This is a genomic window from Wolbachia endosymbiont (group B) of Parapoynx stratiotata, assembly GCF_947250635.1.
Classification (GTDB): domain Bacteria; phylum Pseudomonadota; class Alphaproteobacteria; order Rickettsiales; family Anaplasmataceae; genus Wolbachia.
The window spans coordinates 853359-872070 of record NZ_OX366335.1; the positions used below are offsets into that span (position 1 = coordinate 853359).

Annotated in this window: 13 protein-coding genes, 1 tRNA gene, 1 other RNA gene and 6 pseudogenes; 17 read left to right on the forward strand and 4 right to left on the reverse strand. The window is 33.2% G+C overall.

What is annotated here, in order from left to right:
* The first annotated feature begins 408 nt into the window (after positions 1 to 408).
* The 9 genes and pseudogenes from ssrA to OOT12_RS03880 form a co-directional block, all read left to right on the forward strand.
* Positions 409 to 746, forward strand: a transfer-messenger RNA (tmRNA) gene (gene ssrA / locus OOT12_RS03840).
* A gap of 16 nt (positions 747 to 762) precedes the next feature.
* A complete protein-coding gene (locus OOT12_RS03845; protein ID WP_264375380.1) occupies positions 763 to 1191 on the forward strand; it encodes a ClpXP protease specificity-enhancing factor SspB in 429 nt (142 codons plus the stop codon).
* A 363-nt stretch (positions 1192 to 1554) separates the two neighbouring features.
* Positions 1555 to 2176: pseudogene (locus OOT12_RS03850) on the forward strand (IS6 family transposase).
* A 163-nt stretch (positions 2177 to 2339) separates the two neighbouring features.
* Positions 2340 to 3008 (forward strand): septal ring lytic transglycosylase RlpA family protein, encoded by a 669-nt coding sequence (locus OOT12_RS03855; RefSeq protein WP_012481726.1) that lies wholly within the window; start codon positions 2340 to 2342, stop codon positions 3006 to 3008.
* 293 nt (positions 3009 to 3301) lie between these two features.
* Positions 3302 to 4122: pseudogene (locus tag OOT12_RS03860) on the forward strand (IS256 family transposase); the annotation flags it as partial.
* Positions 4123 to 4387: 265 nt separating this feature from the next.
* A pseudogene (locus OOT12_RS03865) lies at positions 4388 to 4510 on the forward strand (IS110 family transposase); the annotation flags it as partial.
* A 216-nt stretch (positions 4511 to 4726) separates the two neighbouring features.
* On the forward strand, positions 4727 to 5686 hold the full coding sequence (locus OOT12_RS03870) for an IS110 family RNA-guided transposase (RefSeq protein WP_264688607.1): 960 nt from the start codon (positions 4727 to 4729) through the stop codon (positions 5684 to 5686).
* A gap of 198 nt (positions 5687 to 5884) precedes the next feature.
* Positions 5885 to 6784 (forward strand): annotated as a pseudogene (locus OOT12_RS03875) (IS110 family RNA-guided transposase); the annotation flags it as partial.
* A gap of 27 nt (positions 6785 to 6811) precedes the next feature.
* Positions 6812 to 7093: pseudogene (locus OOT12_RS03880) on the forward strand (transposase); the annotation flags it as partial.
* A gap of 123 nt (positions 7094 to 7216) precedes the next feature.
* Here the strand turns inward: OOT12_RS03880 and OOT12_RS03885 are convergent.
* Complete coding sequence (locus OOT12_RS03885; RefSeq protein WP_264375379.1) at positions 7217 to 8185, reverse strand: hypothetical protein; 969 nt, start codon at positions 8183 to 8185, stop codon at positions 7217 to 7219.
* 124 nt (positions 8186 to 8309) lie between these two features.
* Here OOT12_RS03885 and OOT12_RS03890 point away from each other — a divergent pair, with 124 nt between their 5' ends.
* Both OOT12_RS03890 and dcd read left to right on the forward strand, forming a co-directional pair.
* Positions 8310 to 9767 (forward strand): TrkH family potassium uptake protein, encoded by a 1458-nt coding sequence (locus OOT12_RS03890; protein ID WP_010404910.1) that lies wholly within the window; start codon positions 8310 to 8312, stop codon positions 9765 to 9767.
* A gap of 71 nt (positions 9768 to 9838) precedes the next feature.
* Positions 9839 to 10396, forward strand: coding sequence for a dCTP deaminase (dcd, locus tag OOT12_RS03895; RefSeq protein WP_264375377.1), 558 nt, complete (start codon positions 9839 to 9841; stop codon positions 10394 to 10396).
* A gap of 5 nt (positions 10397 to 10401) precedes the next feature.
* Here dcd and OOT12_RS03900 read toward each other — a convergent pair whose 3' ends face one another.
* The 3 genes and pseudogenes from OOT12_RS03900 to OOT12_RS03910 all read right to left on the reverse strand — a co-directional run bounded on the left by OOT12_RS03900 (position 10402) and on the right by OOT12_RS03910 (position 13261).
* The gene (locus tag OOT12_RS03900; protein WP_264375376.1) at positions 10402 to 11415 is read right to left on the reverse strand and encodes a hypothetical protein; all 1014 of its coding nucleotides are present in this window, start codon (positions 11413 to 11415) and stop codon (positions 10402 to 10404) included.
* 254 nt (positions 11416 to 11669) lie between these two features.
* Positions 11670 to 12010: pseudogene (locus OOT12_RS03905) on the reverse strand (transposase); the annotation flags it as partial.
* Between the two features lie 15 nt (positions 12011 to 12025).
* On the reverse strand, positions 12026 to 13261 hold the full coding sequence (locus tag OOT12_RS03910; RefSeq protein WP_264375375.1) for a metallophosphoesterase family protein: 1236 nt from the start codon (positions 13259 to 13261) through the stop codon (positions 12026 to 12028).
* A 190-nt stretch (positions 13262 to 13451) separates the two neighbouring features.
* On the opposite strand from OOT12_RS03910, the gene OOT12_RS03915 reads away from it, so the two are divergent.
* The 6 genes from OOT12_RS03915 to virB11 all read left to right on the forward strand — a co-directional run bounded on the left by OOT12_RS03915 (position 13452) and on the right by virB11 (position 18695).
* Positions 13452 to 13539, forward strand: a tRNA-Leu gene (locus tag OOT12_RS03915).
* Between the two features lie 20 nt (positions 13540 to 13559).
* Positions 13560 to 14645, forward strand: a complete 1086-nt coding sequence (locus tag OOT12_RS03920; RefSeq protein ID WP_264375374.1) for a GTP cyclohydrolase II — start codon at positions 13560 to 13562, stop codon at positions 14643 to 14645.
* A gap of 72 nt (positions 14646 to 14717) precedes the next feature.
* Positions 14718 to 15398, forward strand: a complete 681-nt coding sequence (locus OOT12_RS03925) for a VirB8 family type IV secretion system protein (protein WP_007302609.1) — start codon at positions 14718 to 14720, stop codon at positions 15396 to 15398.
* Positions 15385 to 16176 carry a P-type conjugative transfer protein VirB9 gene (gene virB9 / locus OOT12_RS03930; RefSeq protein ID WP_264375417.1) on the forward strand — a complete coding sequence of 264 codons (792 nt, stop codon included), beginning with the start codon at positions 15385 to 15387 and terminating at the stop codon, positions 16174 to 16176. The genes OOT12_RS03925 and virB9 overlap by 14 nt, the downstream gene beginning before the upstream one ends.
* Positions 16177 to 16192: 16 nt before the next feature.
* Positions 16193 to 17701, forward strand: coding sequence for a TrbI/VirB10 family protein (locus tag OOT12_RS03935; protein WP_264376436.1), 1509 nt, complete (start codon positions 16193 to 16195; stop codon positions 17699 to 17701).
* A 1-nt stretch (position 17702) separates the two neighbouring features.
* Positions 17703 to 18695, forward strand: coding sequence for a P-type DNA transfer ATPase VirB11 (gene virB11, locus OOT12_RS03940; protein ID WP_264375372.1), 993 nt, complete (start codon positions 17703 to 17705; stop codon positions 18693 to 18695).
* The last annotated feature ends 17 nt before the right edge of the window (positions 18696 to 18712 follow it).

Here is an 18712-nt window from a genome sequence, read left to right on the forward strand (position 1 = left end):
AATTTTCCACAGTTGTCTGCATTTTTTGTTCCACAACTTATCTTTTTTTCGGCTTGTGCCATTTCTCACACTGTCTCTTGCTTTCTTGAACTCAGAAATTCAATAGCTACAAAAGCATTTGAGTAGTTTTTTGTTAAGAATTAGGCATAGAATCCCCCATATTTATTAATAAAGAACAGAAAAAATGTAACGCACATACGACAGAGATTAAGCATATGTGTGCACCCATGTGCGCTGAAGAAGATACGCTACATTTTTACTGAGTTTGATTATTTGATAGAAAAGTCTGCAGACGAAGATAGATTTTGAGCTCTAAAAATACCTCTACTGTGAGTATACTAAGATTAGATAAATAGGCGAAGTAATTTTTATATTAGTTTTTTAGTTGCCAATCAATTTGGAGTTCAATAACTTGACATTTATTCAATACTACTGTATAATAAGCATGTGTATTTTTTATACACTATGGCAATAAAATTACCTTGTAATAGGTGTATTGGACCCGAGGGCAGTACTCGGCGCCTCCACCATATTTTTTGATTGATATGGGGGCGAGTAAGGATCGACATGCATAGTAAAGATGGTAGCTTTGCTCGGTTAGATACCACCGCTAAGAGTTCACAATTTAGATGCAAACGATAACTTTGCTGCTGAAGACAATGTTGCATTAGCTGCTTAATTTAGGCACTATAACTTCATTGCTATAAGCACGGTTTAGGGAACGCCGGGTAACAGAAGTTCCCCCAAACATGTAAGGGTTATATGGATAAAACAGATTATCAGAAGTCGCTTAGTTATGCTAAATTTCAAGTTATCAAAAAGGCTTTGAATACTATATTAGATAATGTTTTTACTCCTCACTTAGAAATAGTATTTTCTACGCGCTTTAATGGTGTTGTCATGCCAGACTACTTGAAAGAATCATACCCTACTCAAATGCTTATTATATTACAGCATCAATTTTTTGGTCTAAAAATTCTTGAAGATAAGTTTAGCGTCAGTTTGAGCTTTCGTGGAAAACAAGAACAAGTCACTGTACCGTTTTTTGCTATTAGTGAGTTTCATGATAAAATTTCAGGAGATACTTTAGTATTTAGCGTTGATTCTGATAAAGAATATGAAAGTGAGAAATGTGCTGAAAAGTCATCAAATGGTAGTATTATATCTATAGATCAACTTTACGATAAGTAGTTACTTCATTTTATAAATAAAAAATATTGTATCTGTTCAGGATATCGACAAGACCATAGAGTAAAAGTGAGTTTATAACAAATGGTATCATTTGAGTAGCTGACATTGGCTTTCACATAAAAAATGTTGTAAAGCGCTTTCATGTTTACCAACGGTTCTGTCACATCTATAAACCATAGGAAAGAAGATCATTAAAGGTGGGATTATAGGAGTTATGAAGCCATTAACATAGCAAAATTCTCAAAAGTAGAAACATTATTTTAATAATTTGTCTTTTTTGAATCATACGAATATTTTCGGTTCTGTCGCATTTGTAGGGAAGTAGAAAGAAGAATGATATAATTGTCTAAAAAAAAAGCAAAGATGTTTCGTATCAATCAAAAATTGTTGCCATATTTCAAAGGATTTAGCTTTTCAGAGGATGTTATCTGTATACATGAAATGTCGATTCTCTTTGAGCTATCGAGATTTGGAAGAAATGATGAGTATAAGGGGAGCAAAATGCTACGTTACAAAGGTGGGTTATCACCACTGATAGATGAGGCAGTAAGGAAAAGAAAGAAGCAGGTTGGTAGTAGTTGGAGAGACTTACATTAAATTAAACGGTAAATGGGTTTATTTATATACTGTAGACTTGTGTGTTAGTAGAGACAAGTCTGCAGCACTTGCATTCTTTCGTAAAGCCTTCAGGAGTAACTATCTTCCTGAGAAAATTGTAATTGATAAAAGCGGCAGTAATACTGCTGCTCTTGATGATTTGAATGCAGAAATTTCTGAAGATTACAGTTCTTCAAATAAAATATCTAAATAATATTGTTGATAGATTTATCAAAAAACTAATAAAGCCAATGCTTGGGTTTAAAAGCTTCCATTCCGCAAAGATTACCATCACAGGCATAGAAAATATTCGTATGATTCAAGAAAGACAAATTATTAAAATAATGTTTCTACTTTTGAGAATTTTGCTATGTTAATGGCTTCATAACTCCTATAATCCCACCTTTAATGATCTTCTTTCCTATGGTTTATAGATGCGACAGAACCTTTTTTAGTGCTGTGCATATTTGGCAGTAGACGTTTACTTATTACTAAATTTATTATAGTATAATTTAAAATCCTCATGGTATCGAACCATTTCACTAAGTACAATGATAAAAAAACTAGCCTTTCTATGTCTAATATTCGTTTTGATGAGTAGTTGTAGTTTTAGCAATAGGTGTAATCACACTGCAGGTCATTATAAAATTGGCAATAGCTATACAATAAATGGTATCACCTACCACCCAAAATACTGTAGCTGTTACGAAGAAGTAGGAATAGCATCGTGGTATGGAATAGAAGATCATGGCACAATTACAGCCAACGGTGAAGTGTTTAATCGTCACTTGATTTCTGCAGCACATAAGACCTTGCCCCTACCCTGCTTTGTTCGTGTTACTAATTTAGAAAATGGAAGAAAGCTTGTTATAAGAGTTAATGATAGAGGGCCATTTGTTGAAGGTAGAATAATAGACTTGTCAGAAAAAGCAGCACAAGTTTTAGGACTTCATAAGTCTGGGCTTGCGAAGGTAAAAGTCGAGTACTTAAGAAAGAGGTCAGAACAATTGATACAAAATACTCCTCATTACAAAAGGCAATATGAAAAAGAAATGCAGAAACGTCACCCAAAACAAAACAATGCAGAAAGTAAGGGATATGTAGCATTTTTTGTAAACGCTCAAGTAGCTAAATCAGCTGCATCAAAGCTTCGTAATCAAGGAATAGAAAATGTTAGATTGCTTTTCAAGAATGATCAATATTGCGTAAAAGTAAGTTAAAACCTGCATTACAGATTGTGTAGCATGCCAGAAACTATTTGACAAATGAGAATGTTCCAAAAGCATGTGCGTCAAGTTGAGAAATTATCGTGAAATATAGCAATATTTAAGATTGGTATTTTATTTGTTACATTTCAGGTAGTGACAGCTACCTAAGCTAGAGCTGTAAAAAATAATCTACCACTCAAGAAATTCCATTAAAAAAATAGCATAATCTTTCTCGGGAGTGTTAAATAAACTGTGTCAAACCGAGAAGTAAAGTAATAAATTGATAAAAAAATGGAGGTTTGACAATGAGTCAAGCAAACAGAACTACCGGTTTGGTAGACTATAAAGAATTAGAAACAAATATCTTATCATCTATACGAGAAGGAAGACCATTGACGGAAAGAGATGGAGCATTAACACCATTTATAAAAAAACTGCTAGAGGGAAGGCGAGATAGAAAACCATTTGTCGGCTGAAAGCGAAGAAAACAACCGAAGAAATTCAAAGACTTTACGGACAAGTATTTGAACTATTGACACCAGGAGATAGAGAAGGAAGTTTCGAGCCACAAGTAGTCAGAAAAAGGCAAACAACCGAACTTGAAGCAAAGGTTTTAAGTACATATGCCAGTGGCATGGGATATAGCATCGCATGTAGAAGAAATATAAAATATCTGCAGCAGAGATATCAAGTATTACTGACAAATTGTTACTGGTAATCAACGAATGGCGCAGTCGTCCGCTGCAATCTGTATATCCAATAGTGTTCATGGTTTTTTAAGGTCAAGGAGGACGGGCATTGTGTAAGCAAATGTATGTATAACATATTAGCAAAATGGCAGAAAAGAAGTTTTAGGCTTTTATATAGCAGAAAGTGAGGGAGCTAACTTTTGGCTAGGGATGTTAAATGACTTAAAAGAGAAAGGAGTAGAAGATATCCTGATTGTATGTGTTAAAAAGCTTTCCTAAAGCAATAAACAGTGTATTTCCTAAAGCAGAAATGTATAGTACATCAGATAAGAAATTCACTGAAATATGTATCGAGCAAAAGTTTTCATGAATGATTTGAAAAAAACATATCAAGTAGAGAAATTGCCGAGAATTATTTACTTGAACTGGAGGAAAAATAGGGAGATGGTATGAATAAGTATTGCTTGGTTGGAAGCAAGAGAAGATAATGACTTCTCAGAGTGGATAGGTGGCAGGTTGGATGTTTTTCTGAAGCACTTTCTGCCCAGGGAGTAGAAAGAAGACTTCGTGGGGGAGATTAACTGCCCCTGCCACCGAAAATCATCGTGAGGCTCACAAAATGTGATGACCTCGTATAGGAGTTTGGAACAACCGGCAATATTCTACTCTGATATATTGAAATATGCAATTGGAGGAAAAAATATGCGTCACATTGGAGTCGATTTACATACCAATAGTTTTACTGTTTGTTACTTACAAGAAGGGAAACCTGAGCATATTCAAACGTTTCGCTTAAAAGACTTGGATAATTTCACCAAAGATCTTATATGTTAAAAACAAGTCTTTATAAGTATTAAGAAGTAGTAATATAAAGATGTATAGAGAAGAGGAACCGTCATAGATCTTGGTCATAAGGGACCGTATTGGAGCAAGGTTCTCTTCTCTGTTTATATACTGAATAGTTCCGAACAACTGATTGAGTTTTTAGGCTCGTATATAAGGGTGGAAAATGCAGTATTATATTATTCTTACGGAGGAATTATGAATTCATCAAATATCATTGCTGGCATTGATGTTAGCAAAAATAAGCTAGATATCCACATTCATCCACTTGGACATTATAAAGTATTTGAAAATGACGTTCAAGCTATTGATCAAATACTCGACTTTTTACGTTTGCATAATGTAACCAAAGTTGGACTTGAAGCAACTGGTGGGTACGAAAAATTATGTGCTTATACTTTACTAAGCCATGGTTTCGAAGTATATGTTATTCAACCTAGATGGGTTAGAGATTATGCAAAAAGCCTTGGTATCGCTACTAAAACTGATAAAATAGACTGCAGCATCATCTCACGTTATATCAATAATACAGATATGCGTGTTACTCCTTTAAAGGTTAGTAATATTGACAGTTTGAAGCAAAAGTTATCTCGCAGAAATCAATTAGTGGAAATGGCAAAAATACAAAAAACTCAAGCTCATCAAGTAACTGATATATCCATAATCAAACAAATGGAAGAACTACTTGCCATTTTGCAAAGTCAAATTCAAGTTTTAGAAGACGAGATGATAACATTGATTGAGCAAAGTCAAGAGCTTAAAGAAAAATACATATCAATAACTAGTATGCCAGGAGCAGGTAGAATCTTAGCTATTACTATGATCTGTTATCTACCAGAATTAGGAACTCTCCGACATAAAGAAATATCTAGCCTTTCTGGAGTTGCACCTTTTAATCGAGATAGTGGTTTTAGTAAAGGAAAAAGATGTATTCAAGGTGGTAGATCACAGATTAGAACAGTTTTACATATGTGTGTTCTTAGTGCACAAAAGTACAATTCTTATATAAGAATCTTCTTTGATAGGCTATACGATCAATACAAAAAACCATATAAAGTTGCTTCTACTGCTGCCATGAGAAAATTACTTATCCTTGCTAACTCTTTAATCAGAGATGGCAGGGTTTTTACTGAGGAATATAGCCCTAAAGCTGCTTAGATTGAAAATTAGTGTAGTTGTGGATAAGTGCGCTTACACAGACTGAAAGCACTTATCCACATCCACACTTCTTAAAAGAATTCAAATCAAATACTACAACTTAAATTACGTAAAATGTGTTAAAAGCATCTTTGGCTTTATAGTCCACTAAGTAAAAATTTATTTTTAGTATTTTTCTATTGACTTTTAACACAACTGCTTCAAGAAACAGATGAAGTAGCCATAGAGGCAACAGGTAACAGCTGTTTCTTTTATGATGCAGTTTCACCTTACGTTAAACGCATAGTAATAATTGCTCCTGGGCAGTTTGAAGTTGTTCGTCGCTCTGTGAACAAAACAGATAAGCATGATGCACGAGCTATTGCTTTCTTTCTCAGCAAAGATATGTTGCCTGAGGCAAGGTGCAAAAACAAACAATGCCAGCAGTTAGCTTCTCTTCTTCAAATGAGAGATCAGTTAGTAAAGTCACGGGTATCTTTAATCAATAAAGTTCATGGTCTTTTTAATTACCATGGAATAAAAATTAAAAAAGAAGTACTTACAACTAAAGTAGGATTTGAACGTGCTACTCAAAAGCATAATTGGGATCCTTTAGAAAAAGTTGAAATTGAAGTGATTAGCTATCATTTAGAAGCTATCCGAGAAAGCCTTAAAAAGCTTGAAAAGGAAATTATAGCTTTCGCTAAACAACTTCCTGGGTTCAGCAATCTTATCAGCATAAAGGGAATAGGTCCAATTTCTGCAGCTGTTTTTATTGTAACAATCGGAGACATTAATGATTTCCGTAGACCTGAGAAACTTACTGCATATTTTGGAGTTGTACCAAGAGTTTCTCAATCTAATCAGCAATGTACAATTGGAAGAATTACCAAACGAGGGTCAAAAATAGCGCGTACTTCTTTAGTTCAATGTACTTGGATTGCTGTACGTTACAGTCCTTACTTGAAAAGCTTTTATGAACATATAAAAAAGAAGCGTGATTCTGCTAAGGCTATAACTGCTACTGCTAGAAAATTTCTTATAACTATTTTCTACACTCTTAAAAATAACTGGGTTTTTAAAGATTTTACAAAATTTGAAATTTCTACTGGACAATAATCATAGGAGAAAAATATACTTTAGTTTTGGGAGAATAATTGGGAAAATTTGTCTAGTTATTTAAAATATTCTGGCCCTGTAAGAAAATTAATTTATACCACAAATCCTATTGAGGGACTACATAGACAGATCAGAAAATTTACTAAAACCAAGGGCTCATTTACTAGCACAAATGCCTTGTATAAACAGGTATATTGTGCTATAAAGAAGGCAGGAGAGAAATGGACTATGCCTATACATGATTGGGCTTTAACTATCTCTCAACTTGATATCTTTTTTCCTAGTAGGTTAAAAATTGAGTTGAATTAAAAATGCGGTTTGACACAGTTTATTTAACACTCCCTTTTTATTCTGGATACTAGGTTAAAAATAGAACGTTTAAATTTCTTGTTTTTATTGTTATCATACTTAGATTTCCTAAGAACTTATTTACTACAAAATACAACAAGTTCTATTTATTTGAGAAAGTTGTGCGTCTTGTAGAACAGATTTTGTTGTAGGTTTCTCTGTAGCTATTTCAAGGTTTTCTTCTATGCTTTTTTGTTCTCTGTAATCTTTAACTTCTTGAATGAAATCTTCAAGCCACTTCTCACTACCTATCTTGGCATGTCGTTGTTGCTCACCTTTAAGAAGTTTTATTACAGCTGCATCTTGATTTTCAGGCACTCTTTGATATTTAAGCCACAAGTCACGAATATCAGGAGGAGCTTTTTTCAAATGAGCTTCAAAGGTTGCTTTTGTGTCTTTTGTACTTTCTTCTTGTTGATCTTGATGGAATTTAAACCAGAAATTGCGAATATCAGGAGAAGCTTTATCCCAAAGAAGTTTAGTAATTTCTTTTATATTTCTCAGATCTTCTTGTTTCAATCTTTTACCATCACCTATATATCGTTTATTAAGACCAACTTGCAGAGGATAAAGTAAAAGGGTAGTTTTGCTCTGTGAATGTATAGGTCTATTTAAAATCATTGCTAGATTTGTATCACAATCTTCTAATACTGCTTTAACTTTTTTAACATCTAAATAATCTATTGCTTGACGTAATTTGTGGTGAAGATCACTTGTTCTCTTTAAGTTTTTCACTTTTTGCATATGCGAATCATCATTTCCTTTCGCTTCTTGCATAGCTATATCACACGAAATACTCTCAATTTTTTGCTCCATTTTCTGTATACATTGATTAATTTCCTTTTGATTTTTTTTGAATATAATCAACTGTGAAGTGGTACAAGGGTTAGGTAGATCGTCTTTAAACTCTTTTTGTATATTACTAGGTAATTCGCTTTTCAAAACTTCTTGTATATCGCTATCGTAATTATTTTTTATATTCTCAAAGTTGCCTTGTATAGCTTCACTAATTAATGAATCTCGAATGTTTTTTTGTCTGTTAGTTAATAACATACCTTACCTCTATCTCTTATGGCAAATTTAGCGCTATAATTATACGTATTTATAATCAAGTCAAGAGAAAAAATTAGCAAAGCGGTTGAAGTTTTAATAACATATAGCTTTCACAGTACTGTCTATGGAAAGTCTGCAAGTTTTACGTTCAATTGCGTTTATTGTGGGAATTTTTCTATTGTTGTTTGGCGTAGCAATGCTTATTCCTGCTATTACTAATAATTATCTAGGTTACGAATGGAAAAATTTTCTGGTTGGATTTATAGTTACCTGCACATTTAGTGCGATTTTTATTCTACTGGGTAAACTAAATAGGGTACATGGAATGCCAGCAATTTTTGCGATTACCAGTTGTACCTGGATTGCATTATCTCTATTTGCAGCTATTCCATTTTATCTTGATAGTTTAAGCTACATTGATGCACTGTTTGAAGCAGTATCTGGGATTACAACCACAGGAGCAACTGTTCTAAGTTACATCGAGCAACAATCTCCGGGGATACTACTGTGGAGAGCAATGCTGCACGGTATAGGTGGTTTTGGAGTAATTACAGTAGGAATTGCAATTTTTCCCATATTTAAGGTTTTGAGCTTAAATAATTTACTCTATTCTGAGTACTCAGATGCTCTTAAAAGAAAGTTACCACATACGCGAAGCGTAGTAATACATATTGCAGAAATATATTACTGCCTAATTTTATTGTGCATATTTTCCTACTATCTAGCTGGCATGCCATTATTTGACGCAGTATGTCACGGAATGTCCGCTGTATCAACTGGTGGATTTGCTAACTATAACGATTCTATAGGCTACTACAATAACCCTATATTGGAGGTCATAACAATTATCTTTATGATTTTAGGCTCTTTACCTTTTCTGAGCTATTTAAAAATTATAAGACGATTAGACGTTTGTTATGATGAACAGGTCTCTTACTTTATTAAGATAGTTGTTATCTCATCTTTGCTTGCTTGTTTTTGGTTATATAAAAATTTTGACTTAGGAGTATTTTTATCATTTAGGTACAGCACATTCACCATTACCTCCTTTATCACATCAACTGGCTATGTAATGTGCAACTACTTGAATTGGAGCTTTATTTCAGTCTTAGCTTTCTTTTTAGCCTTTATTGGTGGATGTGGTGGTTCTGCTAGTGGTGGAATCAAAATCTTCCGTTTAGTCATTTTTCTAAAATCTATAAGGAATTACTTTAGCTCTTTATTAAATCCAAGTGAAAGCGATAGAGTAAAACTCAATGGTAAAATACTGGAGAATGATGAAGTTCAATCTGTCTTTACGTTTTTTGCGATTTACATGTTAACGTTCGCTATATCATCAATAGTGATGTCTTACTTGAGCAATGCGGACTTTATAACTAGCATCAGCTCTGTTTCTGCAATGCTTACAAATTCTGGCCCAGGATTTAGTAACCTAATAGGTCCTTCAGGTAATTATTCCTCCTTTAGTGGTGGAGTAAAGCTATTTCTATCGTTTTTGATGCTGCTTGGCAGGCTTGAAATATTGCCAATTTATTTTTGTATAGGTAGTTTATACTGGAAACTTTGCCATTCCAGAGTGTAACGCTAATTCAGGTTTACATTTAAATTCTATTACATATTATTATAAGTATTACAAAACTTTAAAGGACAATTATGGCAGTTATGCCAGATAAATGGATAAGGGACAAAGCTGAAAACTCTGGAATGATAGAACCTTTTGTGAATCATAAAAGCAGTAAGGGTGTCGTATCTTTCGGATTATCATCTTATGGCTATGATGCAAGAGTTAGTAATAAGTTTAAGATTTTTACTAATATTAATTCAGCTATTGTAGACCCCAAGAATTTTTCTGAGAATAGTTTCATAGATAAGGAAACAGATGTATGTATAATCCCACCAAATAGTTTTGTACTTGCCAGCACAGTGGAGTATTTTCGTATACCAAGGAATGTACTAGTAATTTGTGTTGGCAAATCAACTTATGCAAGATGTGGTATTATAGTAAACGTCACACCTTTAGAACCTGGATGGGAAGGTCATGTCACACTTGAATTCTCAAACACTACTCCACTTCCTGCAAAAATTTATGCTAATGAAGGCGCATGCCAATTTGTGTTTTTAAGCGGCGAAAGTGAGTGTGAGAAATCATATGATGATATGAAAGGAAAATATATGAATCAGTGTGGTATCACTTTGCCGTTAGTTAAGTGATTACTTTAGATAAAGCTAGATATTGATTTTTTGTATTGAAGATTAGCAAAATTTTCTTTTATTAGTTCATCACATTTTTTATCACCTAAAACTGCACGTGCAGAGTGATTTTTAAATGATTCTATAAAGCTAATAAAGAAATTTGTAGAAGGATTACTTAAAGCTTTTGCAACTTCTTTTTTTTCTTCATCATTGGCAAGCTGATTAAATAATTCTTCACCTTTTTTTTGTAGCTCATTTTGAAATTCTTGTTTTACAGTAGCCTTATCCGCTCTTTGCAAGAAGGAAAACTCTTCAAAAGTGTACAAGGAAGAGACAATACTGTTAAAGGTACCAGTAAAACATGCACTGCCAACAAGTACTCCGTATTCTGTTTGCGATTCTACTAAATGTTTAACCAGTTGATATTTTCTCTGTGATATGCGGGTATTAGTATCTATATTATTATCAGTACTTTTTTTATTTTTATCCTTACAAGCTTTCCAAACCAAACTTAAAACTTGCTTCAATCTTAATCCACTTCCACTATGTGAATTAGGGTCATTTTTTATACGCTTTAGGCACTCAAGTGCATGTTTTTTCTCATCTGATGTGAGTTGATCTTTATCTACAGCTTTTTGTATGCCATTTGCTATGCACTCTAACTGATCAATAAATCCTTCTATTTCCTCTATAAACTTATCATCAACATCAGGCTCGCCATAGTTTTCTTTTAGCTTTTGAACGTTAATATTAATTGCATCATTTACATTAGTATCATGCGTTGTTTGTTGGATACGCGCTGCCTCCATAAATGCTTCAGTTCTTTGCTCTAACCATTCTGGTAATTTGCCTCCTGCAAGAACATATAGCTTACTCAATGCTTGAGCGACTAGAGTTAATGCTAGAACAAGAACAATAGATGCTATTAGTAATACTACAGCTAAACCAATGACTAGCCACCTCACAGGGGCTAGTAAAATATCTCTTAATTTTGACGTTCTTTGTATGTTACCTGGTGTATTTACTACTACTGGCATAATTAATTTTAAATAGTCTTACTATCATCAATATAGTATATTTCTCTTATTTTGTCAACTCACATTTCTACTTCTGTACTTTTTCATTCTTTCTTCTAATTACTATAGATGCATTTCTTTATTAATTGATATCCTTTCAAGCCGCTAACACTGATTGCATTTGCCTAGTTACAAAAATAATGTCTGTGCTAAAACATGCTCATATATAGCTCTTTTTCTAATAGTTCGAATAGCTGGATATTCTTTCTGGCTCAATTTTTTATAACAAACCAATGATTTGATTAAAATCAGGAGAATATGGAGGCAGATATATAACTTCAGCACTGACACTTTTAATAAATTCACTTATTTTCTATGAAAAGTTGCATTATCCAAAATCACCCAGCAAAAAGTTTGAACTAGCTATTAAAAACGTCTGTATCGCAGTAGCCTTCAAAAATCATAGGCGCCATAATTTTTCCCTTATTCAAAGCTGCAATCATACTAATACGCTGACTTTTGTGTTATCAATTCCAGATTAGTCGATATATACAAGAATTTCAGTGTTTTTTGTTGCTATGAGTTTTTTAAGCTCAGCACGTTTTTTCTGCGTCCTTAAATAGTCCTAATTTTAATTTGTTTTAAGTTTAAAGTCTTTCGTTAGGTTTGCAGAATACATTTCCTTATTATCTTGGTTATAGAAAGTAAATTTGTGATCGTCTAAACCTAATATTGCAAAGCCAAAGCCGAAAAAGTTTCTAACTTCGTGTGCTAAGTAATTTCTACTATTTGGATAGTTAAATTCTACGTTTTGATAGACAGGTTCTTGATCTTGAGCGTGTAATAATGCACCGCCGTTTCCAACTATAATCTGATCTGGAACATTATCCATTAATAAAATCTGGGCTATATGAATGTGGCCAGAAACTATGGTAGTAACATTGCTTGGAAATTTATCTCCAAAAGCTTCAATTTGTGTAAGATTACCATGGCTTTTTAATGTCAAAAATTCTTTTTTTGGAGATCTCCAAAGTGGTTTATGAGTCAAAAACCACGTGGGCTTATCTTGTATCACTTTATCAAACTGCCTCTCAAAAGCATCAACTGTGCTTTGGGTTGTAAAAATTTCCTCACCGGATGAAGAGTCGAAGATAAAAAACTTCATCGGCCCAGCATCTAAGAACCAACTGGAAATAAGATCTTCACATTTTTGAGGGAAAAAGGGGTATGAATCTAAATATCTGAACCATCCTTCATAAGCTCTATTACAACTCTCATGATTTCCACGAACAAAAAGAAAAGGAGATTGTGTTAAAATATCTTTTGCAGGCTCAAACCAATCAGCGTACCAAGCTTCTTTGCTATATCCATAAATATCGCTGCACTTTTTTGTGTTTCTACATTTTGTTTGTCTATAATGATAATCACCAACATGGATAATTAAATCTGGTTTATGAAAAGCGATTGAATCTAAATTTTTTTTCAAAGGCCAGTTATCTACAGAATTACATTCTTGCTGAAATAACATATTTATTCTACATCCTGTATCGCCAATGAAGGCAATTTTGCTGATCTTTTCCGCTAATACGGGAACTTTTATATTGTCAATACTAATGTTTTGAGCATTTGTTTCTACTATCAGTTCACAAACTGTTTCGGTATTGTTAATTGAGCTGCGACTTAGCATTTCTACTGCCTTATTATCGACGTAAGCAATGGGACACATGTTATTGTCTATAATCGCACGTATGCTTAATTTATTTTCTGGAATGATTTGAGACCATGTGTACAATATTTGTGCATGAGTGGGGTAAAAGCTAATTGTAAGAGATAGAATTAAAAAAATGAAGATATTAGCTATTTTCATTTGTATAAAGACCTAAATTAAGAATTAGTAGTAAGATTATCTTAAATGATTAAAGTTTGTAACCATAAAATTCATAGTTAAATTATACAGGCATTTCCTAAATTATCCTAGTATCAGATTGACACTTTAGATGAAAAATCCTAAAATGATTAAGTAATTTAAAGTAATTATATAGAAACTAGAATAAAGTGCGGTCGTGGTGGAATTGGTAGACACGCAGCGTTGAGGTCGCTGTGGCTCACAAAGCCTTGGAAGTTCAAGTCTTCTCGACCGCACCAAGTTGTTTGGTGTAGGTGAAATGTTTATAGGAAATCAAAGTAGAAATAAAGTAGAAAGGGCCATCAGTGAAGTCAGGCGTGGTCTTCCAATTTTAATATATGATGATGAAAATAACTATCTATTGTTTGCTGCTGCTGAAACTTTAGAAAAAAATTTATTTAGTCAATATAAGCTTATATCAGGTAATGTGTATGTTACTTTGACTGCAAGTAAGGTAAAATACATATGTCAGAGTAAAGAACATAGTAGCAAACGTCTATTGATAAGCAATTTTGATGAACTGCTCCATTTAATAAACTGTTCAAAGGAAGATTGGATAAAAGAGTTGCAATGCTCAAAGACAATAGATGCGTATGCTGTTGCCTTGCTTAAGTTCTCAGAATTATTGCCATACGCGTTAGTGGCTGATATGACTTTTGAGAATAAACATGAAATGCGAAATTGGTGTGAAGAAAATGACATTATTGCACTAAATACGTTACTTGTGAATGATTTTCAACAAAATCATAGTGTGTATGAAGTGTGCAAAACATCATTATTTTTAAAACAGACTCAAGAAGTAGATATCATATCTTATAGAACCAAAAGTGGCGGAAGAGAACATTATGCAATTATCATTGGCAATCCAGATAAAGATAATGAGCCATTAGTGAGAATTCATTCTTCATGCTATACAGGAGACTTATTAGACAGCTTATCATGTGATTGCAGAAGCCAGTTACATCAAGCGATTCAAATAATGACCGACTTTGGGAATGGCATTATATTATACTTGATGCAAGATGGGAGAGGCATTGGTTTAACTAATAAGTTAAGAGCATACAGTATGCAAAGAAAATATAATCTTGATACTGTTGATGCAAATAGAGTATTGGGTTTTGAAGATGATGAAAGGAGCTTTGCTGTTGCAGCTAAAATACTTAAGAAATTGAACATTAACAAAATACAATTACTTACAAACAATGGTAGAAAGTTATCAGAGTTGAAAAATAACGGTATAGAAGTTACAAAGTGTATACCACTTATTATGGAACGCAATGAATATAATGATTCATATATGGAAACAAAATTTGGCAAGTTAGGCCATGGATTAAGGGTTTATTAGCTTTTTTGTTATAACTACTTTGTTAGCTTGCTATGTTAATTAATATAAGTTAAGATTTTTAAGAATATTGAGATGCTGAAATTTTTAAAACAAGAAAAAAGTAATGAGTCATTGGATAAGGATATAAATTGGAATTCAAGTCGCTATAGCACAGTTGTTGCTCAGAGAAATACTTTACTTTTATTTACATTAATATTACTAGTTGCAATTTCTATAAGCATATTAGCTATATTTAAAATTAGCACAAGTAGCACTATTGAGCCATTCGTTATAGAAATTGATAAAAAGTCAGGAATAGTGCAATTGGTTGATCCTGTTACAGTAAAACAATATTCTGCAAATGAAACGCTGAACGATTATTTTATTTCAGAGTATATAAAAGCAAGGGAGGTTTTTGACCCATATAATTATAATTATAATTATTATACAAAAGTAAGGTTGTTTTCTTCGCCTAGTGTATATAGTGAATTTAGCAATTATATAAAATCGCAGAATATGAATGACCTTTTTAATTTATATTCAGATGCTAAAGGTGAGTTGAAAATTCGTTCAATTCAAAAATTAGGTAATGATGCTCTTCAAGTGAGATTTTCTATAGAATTTACACGAAAAGATGGAAATTCCTCAAGGAAAAATAAGATAGTTGTGATGTCGTATAAATATGCATCGCTTGAAATGAATGATCAGCAAAGATATATTAACCCGTTAGGGTTTCAAGTTATTTCATATAGAGTAGATGATGAATATGTGTAGGATATTGTTAGTTTTAGCTTTACTAATAAGTGGCAACTTAAATGCATCTATTAATAATAAACCTATTTCTGTAGATAGTAGAATAAAGACTTTTGTATATAGCCCTAATGAGGTGTTTACAGTAATTTTTAGTCAAGGTTACTATTCTTATATTGAGTTTGCAGAAGGGGAAAAAGTCAAAAATATTGCTGTTGGTGATGCATCAAGTTGGAAAATTAATCCTTATGATAATAAACTGCTTGTCATGCCATTTGAAGTCAGTAGTCGCACTAACATGATTATTACGACAACTAAAAAGAGAAATTACATTTTTGATCTAATTTCAAGACCAAATTACGATAAATACCCAGATGCTGATGCTAAAAAAGTGGATCATGATTATTCCGTTGAAAAGGATATATCTTACGTAATACGTTTTTATTATCCTCAAGAAGAAGATGAATTTGATGTTGATTTAGATGAGGTTTCTTTGCCTACTCAAATGCAATACATTACAGAAAAGCCAGAAAAAATAATACAAGAAAATAATACGAGGTACAACTATACATATATTGATGAAGGTGGTAACGTAGATATAGTTCCAATTGAGTTATTCGATGATGGTTATTTAACCTATTTAAAGTTTAGAAATAGTAATAAAATTCCTCAGATTTTTATAGAAGGCGAATCCTGTAAAAGGCTGTTATTTGATGATTATGTTATAATAAAAGGAGTACATAAAAAGCTATTAATGCGTTATGAAGGTAGTGAAGTTGAAGTTATAAATAGGTCACTTTAGTTGTGGTACATATAATATGAGTAAAGAAAGGCATAATAGTGTAGAAGATGAATCAGAGATAGAAAGCAAGGTAGTAACAGTTGGCTCTAATCAAGGTTATAAGGCATTGATGATAGTTATGGTAGCGCTCTTAGTTGGTGGAGTGTACTATCTTTATTTTAGTCCTTCTAATAAAGAGGGTCCAGAGATTGTTAAAAAAGAGGAAACAAAGCAAAACATTCAAGAATTGAAAGGAAAGTTAGAACAAGTTCCAGATAATGCAATAGTTTCCGAAAGAGTAGTAACTGATCTCTTGCCACCCTTACCTCCTCTTCCTATTCCACAAGTCATACCAGAAGTAAAACAAATCAAAAAAGAGGAAGTGACAAAAAAAGAAGAGCAACTAAAAGAAATTCCCTTGTCAAATATACCTGTTTTACCAAAGCAAAATTTTCCTTCTGGTAATGTTATTAGCAATTTGCCTACTTCATTTCCTACAATAGGGGGTGGCGGTTATCCTAGAGACAGACGTAGTGCACAAATGTTAGCAATTTCAGGTAGTAGTGGGGAAGGTAAAGCTACAGATGCTGTTTTATCCAATACCTCAGCACAATCGAGCAAAGCTACCAAAGTAGGAAAGCTTGGTTTAATGATTATTCAAGGTAAAGTTATTGACGCTATTCTTGAAACTGCAATAAGTTCTGACTTACAAGGAATGCTCCGTGCTGTTGTTAGTAGAGACGTTTATGCAGAAACTGGTGATACAATTTTAATACCAAAAGGTTCAAGGTTAATAGGTGGTTATTCATTCGACTCAAATGTTGCAAAAGCCCGCGTGAACATAAATTGGAATAGGATCATTCTTCCTCATGGTATAGATGTTGCTATTGCATCATCTGGTACCGATGAGATTGGAAGGGCAGGGATAGCTGGAATAGTTGATAATAAAATAGCAAGTGCGTTGTTTTCTTCAGTAGCACTTGCCAGTATCTCAATTGGCTCAGCTATTATAGGACAAAAGGCTTCTAATATTGTCGATGTGTTAACTGTTATGGACGCAGTAAAATCTATCATTGGCACTGAAATAGACATTTTCTCTTTCAAAGAAGTGATTGTAAATGGATTGGGGGAAGGTGATATTAAAACAGCAATTAAAGCCGTTAAAAAAGAAGAATGGAAATTAGGTCCTAGAGCTATTAGTAGAATTCAAGATGCTTCTAGCGAGCAAAATTTATTTGAGATCATGAAAGAAGAGATCGCGAAGGTTCTAAGCACAGCACTTGCAGGTCAAAAAGTTACTGAAGAGGATATCCCTATTACTTTAGAAGATGTGAAGGCATTATTAAAGCAAATTCAGAAAAAAAGTAAGTCAGTTTATGAAAGTGCAATTGAAAAATCAATTAATGATTTTTCCAAAGACATGCGAGATATAGTTGATAGGAGTGTAGATAAAAAACCAACTATTTATGTTAATCAAGGAACTGCATTGAAAGTATTTGTTAACCAAGATATAGTATTTCCTCCACAGTCAATATTAAATAACTGAAATGAACTATGCTGCACTTGATACATACTTGGAGCCATTACAAGGGATATTTCAAGAGGAAGGTGTAAATGAAATATCAATAAATAAACCGAAGGAAGTATGGATTGAAAATCGCGGTGAAATAAGATGCGAAAAGTTAGAAATATTTGATCTTAATCATTTAAAATCTCTTAGCAGGTTGATTGCTCAAGCTACAGAACAAAAACTGAGCGAAGAGACACCGCTGCTTTCAGCTACATTACCAAATGGTTATCGTATACAGATAGTGTTTCCTCCAGCATGTGAGCCTGATAAAGTAGTCATTTCAATTCGTAAACCTTCTTCTATGCAATTGGCATTGGATGATTATGAAAAAATGGGGGCTTTTTCTGAAACTGTTATAGGAGTGACCAATAATCCAGTAGATCGTCACCTAGATTTGCTACTGAAACAAAAAAAAATAAAAGAGTTTTTAGAATATGCTGTAATAAATAAGAAAAATATCATAATTAGTGGTGGAACTTCCACTGGTAAAACCACTTTTACTAATGCTACTTTGCGTGCTATTCCATCTGAAGAAAGAATTATTACTGTTGAAGATGCAAGAGAGATAGTTTTGAATGATCATCCCAATAAAGTACATTTAATTGCTTCTAAAGGAGGGCAAGGCAGGGCAAAAGTGACCACTCAAGATTTGATAGAGGCATGTTTACGTTTAAGACCAGATAGAATAATAGTTGGTGAGCTGCGTGGAGCAGAAGCTTTTAGTTTTCTTAGAGCAATAAACACTGGCCACCCAGGGTCAATATCAACTCTTCATGCGGATAGTCCGGCAATGGCTCTTGAGCAAATAAAACTTATGGTTATGCAAGCAAATCTTGGAATTCCCCCAGATCAGATCATACCATACATTAGAAATGTAATTGATATTGTTATTCAGCTAAAAAGAACCAGTGGAGGCAAAAGAAGCATTTCTGAAATATTATTTACTAGATCTTCAAATGAAAATACTTAAATTTATACGTAAGTTAA

Excerpts from the sequence above, each read along its gene's own strand:
- OOT12_RS03845 (WP_264375380.1), top strand. The coding sequence starts at position 763 with ATGGATAAAACAGATTATCAGAAGTCGCTTAGTTATGCTAAATTTCAA.
- OOT12_RS03855 (WP_012481726.1), top strand. The coding sequence starts at position 2,340 with ATGATAAAAAAACTAGCCTTTCTATGTCTAATATTCGTTTTGATGAGT.
- OOT12_RS03870 (WP_264688607.1), top strand. The coding sequence starts at position 4,727 with ATGAATTCATCAAATATCATTGCTGGCATTGATGTTAGCAAAAATAAG.
- OOT12_RS03885 (WP_264375379.1), bottom strand. The coding sequence starts at position 8,185 with ATGTTATTAACTAACAGACAAAAAAACATTCGAGATTCATTAATTAGT.
- OOT12_RS03890 (WP_010404910.1), top strand. The coding sequence starts at position 8,310 with ATGGAAAGTCTGCAAGTTTTACGTTCAATTGCGTTTATTGTGGGAATT.
- dcd (WP_264375377.1), top strand. The coding sequence starts at position 9,839 with ATGGCAGTTATGCCAGATAAATGGATAAGGGACAAAGCTGAAAACTCT.
- OOT12_RS03900 (WP_264375376.1), bottom strand. The coding sequence starts at position 11,415 with ATGCCAGTAGTAGTAAATACACCAGGTAACATACAAAGAACGTCAAAA.
- OOT12_RS03910 (WP_264375375.1), bottom strand. The coding sequence starts at position 13,261 with ATGAAAATAGCTAATATCTTCATTTTTTTAATTCTATCTCTTACAATT.
- OOT12_RS03920 (WP_264375374.1), top strand. The coding sequence starts at position 13,560 with ATGTTTATAGGAAATCAAAGTAGAAATAAAGTAGAAAGGGCCATCAGT.
- OOT12_RS03925 (WP_007302609.1), top strand. The coding sequence starts at position 14,718 with ATGCTGAAATTTTTAAAACAAGAAAAAAGTAATGAGTCATTGGATAAG.
- virB9 (WP_264375417.1), top strand. The coding sequence starts at position 15,385 with ATGAATATGTGTAGGATATTGTTAGTTTTAGCTTTACTAATAAGTGGC.
- OOT12_RS03935 (WP_264376436.1), top strand. The coding sequence starts at position 16,193 with ATGAGTAAAGAAAGGCATAATAGTGTAGAAGATGAATCAGAGATAGAA.
- virB11 (WP_264375372.1), top strand. The coding sequence starts at position 17,703 with ATGAACTATGCTGCACTTGATACATACTTGGAGCCATTACAAGGGATA.